The organism is Streptomyces sp. NPDC048352, assembly GCF_040651895.1.
In the GTDB taxonomy this organism is placed as follows: domain Bacteria; phylum Actinomycetota; class Actinomycetes; order Streptomycetales; family Streptomycetaceae; genus Streptomyces.
Genome location: NZ_JBEZKZ010000143.1, coordinates 1 through 5,894, shown reverse-complemented (window position 1 = coordinate 5,894; position 5,894 = coordinate 1). Strand labels below are relative to the sequence as shown.

General features: G+C 69.5%; 7 protein-coding genes and 1 pseudogene. 2 read left to right on the top strand and 6 right to left on the bottom strand.

Going from position 1 to position 5,894, the window contains the following annotated elements; genetic code table 11:
* Positions 1-323: 323 nt before the first annotated feature.
* Positions 324-764: a MarR family transcriptional regulator gene (locus AB0D45_RS34410; RefSeq protein ID WP_362466548.1), complete on the bottom strand. Its 441-nt coding sequence runs from the start codon at positions 762-764 to the stop codon at positions 324-326.
* A gap of 89 nt (positions 765-853) precedes the next feature.
* Here AB0D45_RS34410 and AB0D45_RS34405 point away from each other — a divergent pair, with 89 nt between their 5' ends.
* Positions 854-1,777 (top strand): zinc-binding dehydrogenase, encoded by a 924-nt coding sequence (locus AB0D45_RS34405; protein WP_362466545.1) that lies wholly within the window; start codon positions 854-856, stop codon positions 1,775-1,777.
* A gap of 54 nt (positions 1,778-1,831) precedes the next feature.
* Here AB0D45_RS34405 and AB0D45_RS34400 read toward each other — a convergent pair whose 3' ends face one another.
* Positions 1,832-2,446 (bottom strand): hypothetical protein, encoded by a 615-nt coding sequence (locus tag AB0D45_RS34400; protein ID WP_362466542.1) that lies wholly within the window; start codon positions 2,444-2,446, stop codon positions 1,832-1,834.
* 94 nt (positions 2,447-2,540) lie between these two features.
* Here AB0D45_RS34400 and AB0D45_RS34395 point away from each other — a divergent pair.
* A pseudogene (locus AB0D45_RS34395) lies at positions 2,541-3,209 on the top strand (IS5 family transposase).
* An 8-nt stretch (positions 3,210-3,217) separates the two neighbouring features.
* Here AB0D45_RS34395 and AB0D45_RS34390 read toward each other — a convergent pair.
* Genes AB0D45_RS34390 through AB0D45_RS34375 form a run of 4 tightly spaced genes read right to left on the bottom strand, consistent with a single transcriptional unit; the run spans position 3,218 to position 5,628 of the window.
* The gene (locus AB0D45_RS34390; RefSeq protein ID WP_362466540.1) at positions 3,218-3,982 is read right to left on the bottom strand and encodes a hypothetical protein; all 765 of its coding nucleotides are present in this window, start codon (positions 3,980-3,982) and stop codon (positions 3,218-3,220) included.
* A gap of 22 nt (positions 3,983-4,004) precedes the next feature.
* A complete protein-coding gene (locus AB0D45_RS34385) occupies positions 4,005-4,412 on the bottom strand; it encodes a hypothetical protein (RefSeq protein ID WP_362466537.1) in 408 nt (135 codons plus the stop codon).
* A 47-nt stretch (positions 4,413-4,459) separates the two neighbouring features.
* Positions 4,460-5,191, bottom strand: a complete 732-nt coding sequence (locus AB0D45_RS34380; protein WP_362466534.1) for an alpha/beta fold hydrolase — start codon at positions 5,189-5,191, stop codon at positions 4,460-4,462.
* Positions 5,188-5,628 (bottom strand): HEAT repeat domain-containing protein, encoded by a 441-nt coding sequence (locus tag AB0D45_RS34375; protein ID WP_362466531.1) that lies wholly within the window; start codon positions 5,626-5,628, stop codon positions 5,188-5,190. The genes AB0D45_RS34380 and AB0D45_RS34375 overlap by 4 nt, the downstream gene beginning before the upstream one ends.
* Positions 5,629-5,894 lie beyond the last annotated feature (266 nt).

The window sequence follows — 5,894 nt, the reverse complement described above, 5'->3', positions numbered from 1 at the left end:
GAGTTCTCAAGGAACGGACGCTTCCTTTGTACTCACCCTCTCGGGCTTTCCTCCGGGCTTTCGTTCTGTGTTCTTGCGTTTCCGACTCTATCAGACTCTTTCGTGTCCGATTCCCTCGGCGCTTTCCAGGTCCTTCGCTTTCGCGCTTTCCCTTTCCGGCGGTTCCGACTCTATCAGAAGTTTTCCACCGGATTTCCCGGCTTCAACGTTTCCGAATGAAGGGTCGAATGCACCCCACGTGGGAGATTCCCTGCGGAGTGGTGGCTGCCGAACTTGTTCAGTTCGAGGCAACCGTTTAACTCTACAACCCTGCCCCTGGGGTGTCAAAACGGGGCCGGGGCCTCGTGCACGCGAGTCAGCAGGGCCAGCAGTGTGTCCCGCTCCTCGGGGGTCAGGGGAGCCAGCAGCTCGGCGTTGGCCGCTTCCGCCAGGGCCGCGCAGCGCTCGAGGACGGCCTCCCCTTCGGCCGTGACGGTGACGGCGTTCTTGCGCCGGTCGGCGGGATCCGGGGCGCGCAGGATCAGGCCGGCCTCCTGGAGGTGGTTGAGGATGCCGACCATGTCCTTCGGGTCCACGGCAAGCCGGCGCCCCAGCTCGGCCTGCGCCACGGGGCCGTACTCCGCCGTCGCCGCCAGCACCGCGTGGTGCATGAGCTTCAGGCCCTCGGCGGCGATCGCCTCCGCGACCAGACCCCGGCCGCGCGCCGCGACCCGCCCGACGAGCCAGCTGGGCAGGGCCTGGATGTGGCGGAGGGCGGAGGTCATGCGACCACCCTATCCAAATTCATTGGGCATCCCCACGATTCTCCGCTTATCGTTGGGACTCCCAACGAACGCCAACCCCCGGAGGTTCTGTGCTGCGCATCCGCCATGAGGTCAGCGGTGGGCCCGACGTCCTGCGCGCCGAGGAAGCCGACCGCCCCCAGGCCGGTCCCGGACAGCTCCTGGTCCGGGCCGAGGCCATCGGCGTCACCCTTCCCACCGTCCGCAAGGTCCGTGAGGGCAGCGGGCCCGTCTCCTTCGGCGGGGAGGTCGCGGGGGTCGTCGTCGCCACCGGTGCCGACGTCACCGGCTTCGCCGTGGGAGACCGCGTCACCGGGCTCTGCTTCGCCGACGCCTATGCCGAGTACGCGGTCCTCGAGGCCGGCATGGCGTCCGGGGTCCCGGACGGCGTGAGCGCCGTGGAGGCGGTCGCGCTGGTGCGCAGCGGCCTCGTCGCCCGGGGTGCCTACGAAGCCGGGTGCGTGCGGCCCGGCGAGTCGGTCCTCGTCACGGCGGCGGCCGGCGGGGTGGGCACCCTCGCCCTCCAGTACGCCAAGGCCGGCGGGGCGGGCCGCGTGGTCGCGGCCGTCAGCAGCGCCGCCAAGGGGGACTTCGTCCGCGGCCTGGGCGCCGACGGGGTCGTCCAGTACGACGACGCCGACTGGGCAGGGCCGTACGACGTGATCCTCGACGGCGTCGGCGGCGACCTCCTCGGCCCCGCCGTACGCGCGCTGGCCACGGGCGGCCGGCTGGTGGCCTTCAGCTCCGGCGGCGGCACGGTCGAGGCGTACGAGCTCCTGGCCCGGGGCGCCTCGCTCATCGGCTTCCAGATGCAGGCCATCGCCTTCGGCCGGCCCGACCTGTACGCCCGCTGGCTCCGCGAGCTCTGGCAGCTGCGCGACGCGGGCACCCTGCGCACCGCCGTCCACGCGGAGCTCCCCCTCACCGAGGCCGCCCGCGCCCACGCCCTGATCGAACAGCGCCACAACCTCGGCAAGGTCGTCCTCGTCCCCTGAGGACCGCGGGTCCGGCCCGGCCCCTCTAAGACGTCGTCTCGTTTGGCTTGGAACTCACGCGTCTCGGGCCGGGCCGTACGCCTCGCGGGTCCCCTCGTCAGGTCCCGTGGGGAGGTACTCCAGCAGGATGGGACCGGAGTGCAGGACCGCGCTGGCCCAGCCGGCCATCTCTTCGCCGGTCAGGTAGCGGTACAGCCATTCGGCGAAGTCCATGGCGTGGCCGGCCCAGTCGCCCTCCGAGCCCTGGACCACGATTCCGTCGGAGTACCCGTGGACCTCTGGAGCCAGGAAGACAGCGGCTCCCTGGTCCGTGCTGGCAAGTGGGATGAGGCCGTCGGAGGAACCGAAGGTGATCTGCGGGCGGTTGCAGATCACTCTTGGATCGACATCTGGTTCCAGGCCGTCGGACTCCCATGACCGCCACTCGGACCAGCCTTCCGCCTCCGACCGGATCTCCTGGCCCAGGTTCCGCCATGCACAGGCAGGGTGGGACGAAAGGTAGAGGTGCCCGTTGAGCTGGACGGGGGCGTACGCATCGACGATCGCCTTGTAGTCGGCGGGAAGCCTTCTGTCGATCTCCTGCTCCAGGTGCAGCCATGCAGCAGGATCGTTGTAACGGTTCTCCGCTGGGCCAAGCATGGCGAAGACGGCCTGCAGATGGTCGGTCATGGCGGTCACGCCCCTTGAGGACGCCGGGAATGGCTCGTGCCAGCATCGAGCACCCCTCCTGTCGACGGTTGCTCGGGGTCCTCGTTGTCTCGGCATGGAGATCGTGCGGCAGCTGGTGCCAGACAGTTTGTGGGGGCTCTTCCTTCGCGTGATGCCCGAAGCACCGGTGCGTCCACAAGGCGGCGGACGGCGCAGGGCTGACGACCGTGGAGTCTTGGCCGCGATCCTTTTCGTTGCCACGTCCGGCTGCACCTGGCGGCAGCTCCCACCCATGTTCGGCGCGTCCTGGCAAACCGCCCACCGCCGGGCCGCTGACGGGACCGAATCCGACCGACCGCGGCAAACTCGGATCGAAGATCCACCTGATCACCGACCGAAATGGACTGCCTCTCTCACTGGGCGTCTCGGGCGCCAACATGCACGACAGCCTCGGCCTGGAGCCGCTCGTGCGCGGGATTCCACCGATCCGTTCTCGCCGTGGACCCGCCGGCGACGGCCTGCGAAACTGCACGCGGACAAGGGATACGGCTACGTCCACTTGCGCCGATGGCTCCGCAAACGCGGCATCCGCCACCGCATCGCTCGCAAGGGCATCGAGTCCTCGCAACGGCTCGGCCGCCACCGGTGGGTAGTCGAGCGGACTGTGTCCTGGCTTGCTGGGTGCCGCCGGCTCCACCGCCGCTACGAACGCAAGGCCGAACACTTCCTTGGCTTCGTCGGCATAGCCGCGACCCTCATCTGTCACCGCCGCCTCACCAACTGAGACGTCGTCTACGAGGCCGTGCCGCCGAGGGACGCAGCGTCACTCCGGTCGTGGAGCCGCCATCCGTCGAGGACCGCCCGCACATGACGGTGCCCAGCAGCTCCGCGGGACCAGACGAGCGTCCGGCGACGGGGGTTCTCGTGGTCCCAGCTGTCGTAGTCCTTGACGGCAACGGTGTCCGACAGTCGCCACCGCGAGGAACCCCATGAGGCCTCAGGCACCTCCACCAGGCCGTCGAGGAGCTCGATGGCCGGGACGGCAAGACTGTCCATGGGCCAGGGCTTCCACGCCGCGATGGTGTCGGTGAGGGCATGGGATTCGATGAGATGCAGGATCGACGGGGCGACGGGGAGGTAGGGGCTGCCGCCGTCGACGTCGGTGCCCACACTGCCGTCGGTATGGATCAAGTCCCGGCACGGCTTCGACACGTGCTCGCCGATCCACTCGAAGTACCAGGCCCCCCGGGGGTCTTGCCATGCCGCTGTCTGCAGACCGTAGTGGGCGTACTCCCATCCACGGGCCGTCTCGTTCCGCTCCCCGTCCACGTCCCAGCTGTGGCGTACCTCGTAGCGCAGACCACCGAACTTCTGGAGGAACCCCTCGCACCGGATGATGAGCTCCATGGGAGCGGGGACGAGTTCCCCCGAGCGGTCGCGCACTCGCCACAGCTCTATCGGCAGCCCGAACCGAGAGGGCCGCTCACGCCGGGCCGTGCGCCGCAGGAAGTCCTGCGCGCGTTCCGAGAGCTCGGACGGATCTTCCAGGATGTGCATCCTGAACTCCCTTTGCCGCAGTTCACGGCGCTTCGCTATCCCACAGGTGAAGAAAGCTCCGGGCGTCGTCGAAACCGTCGAGAGCCCGCCCGTCCACATCCGACGGGTCCGCCTCGGCTCGCGCCGCCAGCGACTCCACGAGCGCAAGCGCCCCATCACTGAGATGTCCGAAGCGCCGGGCGGTGTGTCCAAGGCAGAGGCCGGCCAGGCCGAGCAAGGGGCTGCCCGACACCGCTCGCGTTCCGATCTGCATGCAGCAGCGCTCGACGAACTCCCGGTCGTCGTCGTTCAACGCGGTCCCCACCAGGACGCGCGCCGCCTCATTCTCCTGCGAGCGGTCGTGAAGCACCCGCTCCAGCGTCTCGACCACCAGCTCGTGCGGCAGATGCGGGAGCCCGGGCTGGTTCTCGAAGCGCGGATCAGAGTGCATCCCGCGAGGGTACGCGTCCCGGCCCTGGTGAACCGGCTCGGGTGCGCTCAGCCGCGCGGAGGGAGCTGGAGGGCGAACCGGCGGACGGCCGCGGTGAAGGCACTGGGATCGTCGAAGTTCGCAAGGTGTCCTGCCCGTGGGATCAACTCGACGCGGGCGTGCGGATGCGCACGGGCGAAGTCCGACTCGCCGGACCGGAAGACGGTGTCCTTCTCGCCGTTCAAGATGAGCACGGGAGCCGCAACATGACGCATCGCGCCCGCGTCGAAGCGGCCCAGCACCTCGCCCCATGCGGCCGGCAGGGTGTGGAACGCGTAGCCGGCGAGGATGGTCGCCTCCACCACCTCGGGTGGATAGAGCCGGCGCAGCAAGCGGTCGTTCCACCGGGCCAGTCGGGCCGCCGGTATGCGGGGGACGAGCCCGGCGACCCACGAATACGGCGCGGCCCACGGGCCACGCGTCGAGGCGCTGGCTCCGGCAAGGACCAGCCCCCGCAGTCGCTCGGGGCTGCGCCGCGCGAACTCCAGCGAGGCGTACCCGCCGAGTGAGTGCCCGACGACGAGGGCTGGTCCGCAGTCGAGCGCGTCCACCGCGGTGGCGATGACCTCCGTCGCCGCGTCCAGGCTCCAGGGTTGGGCGGAGCGGGCGCCGTGGCCCGGCAGGTCGACAGCGGCTACCCGGAAGTCGTCCCGGAGTGCGGCGAGCTGTGGACTCCACTGCCCCGCGCTGAACCGCGTCCCGTGTACGAAGACGATGGGCGGCGCACCCGCTGCCGTCATGATCCCCCCAGGTCAGCTTCTCCCAGGACCGACTCTACCGGCGGGCTACTGGAGGGCTTGCGCCGGCGGGCCGCGGCGGCCTCGTCGCGAACGTACGGGTCGGCGTCTGCGGCCAGCTGGTCGAGAACGGCCGAGACCCCGAGCTCCGCGAGCTCAAGGGAGGAGAAGTTGCCCAAGGCGATCGCGACCCAGGCACGGACACGGGGGCTGTCGTCGTTCGCGAGCGAGCAGATCTTCCGAAGGGTGCTGGGTCGCCGAAGGAAGCCGAGGGAGCTGAGGGCCGGGATTCGTACCTGCGGGGAGGGATCATCCAGCAGCTGCACCAAAAGGTCGATGGCCGCCGGCTCTGTCCCGTGACTGCCGAGCGTACCCACGACCGCGCTGCGGATTCCTTCGTCCTGAGAGGGTTCGGGGACGAATCGTTGCTCACGGCGCACGGCGGGAGGTTTTCGCGCGCGGCGGCCGGCTGCTCCTGCGCGAGTACATGGAGCATCGTCGAGAGCGAGTCCTGGTCGTCACCCAGACGCGGAGTAGGCCCGCAACAGGGCGGCGAGGGCCGTGTGATCGGCCGTCTCGGCCAGAAGCCGCGCGAGCACATGACGCAGGGGAAAGACCCCGTAAACGCAGAAAAGCCCCGCACCAGAAGGTGCGGGGCTTTCCCACAATGATTGTTCGGCGGCGTCCTACTCTCCCACAGGGTCCC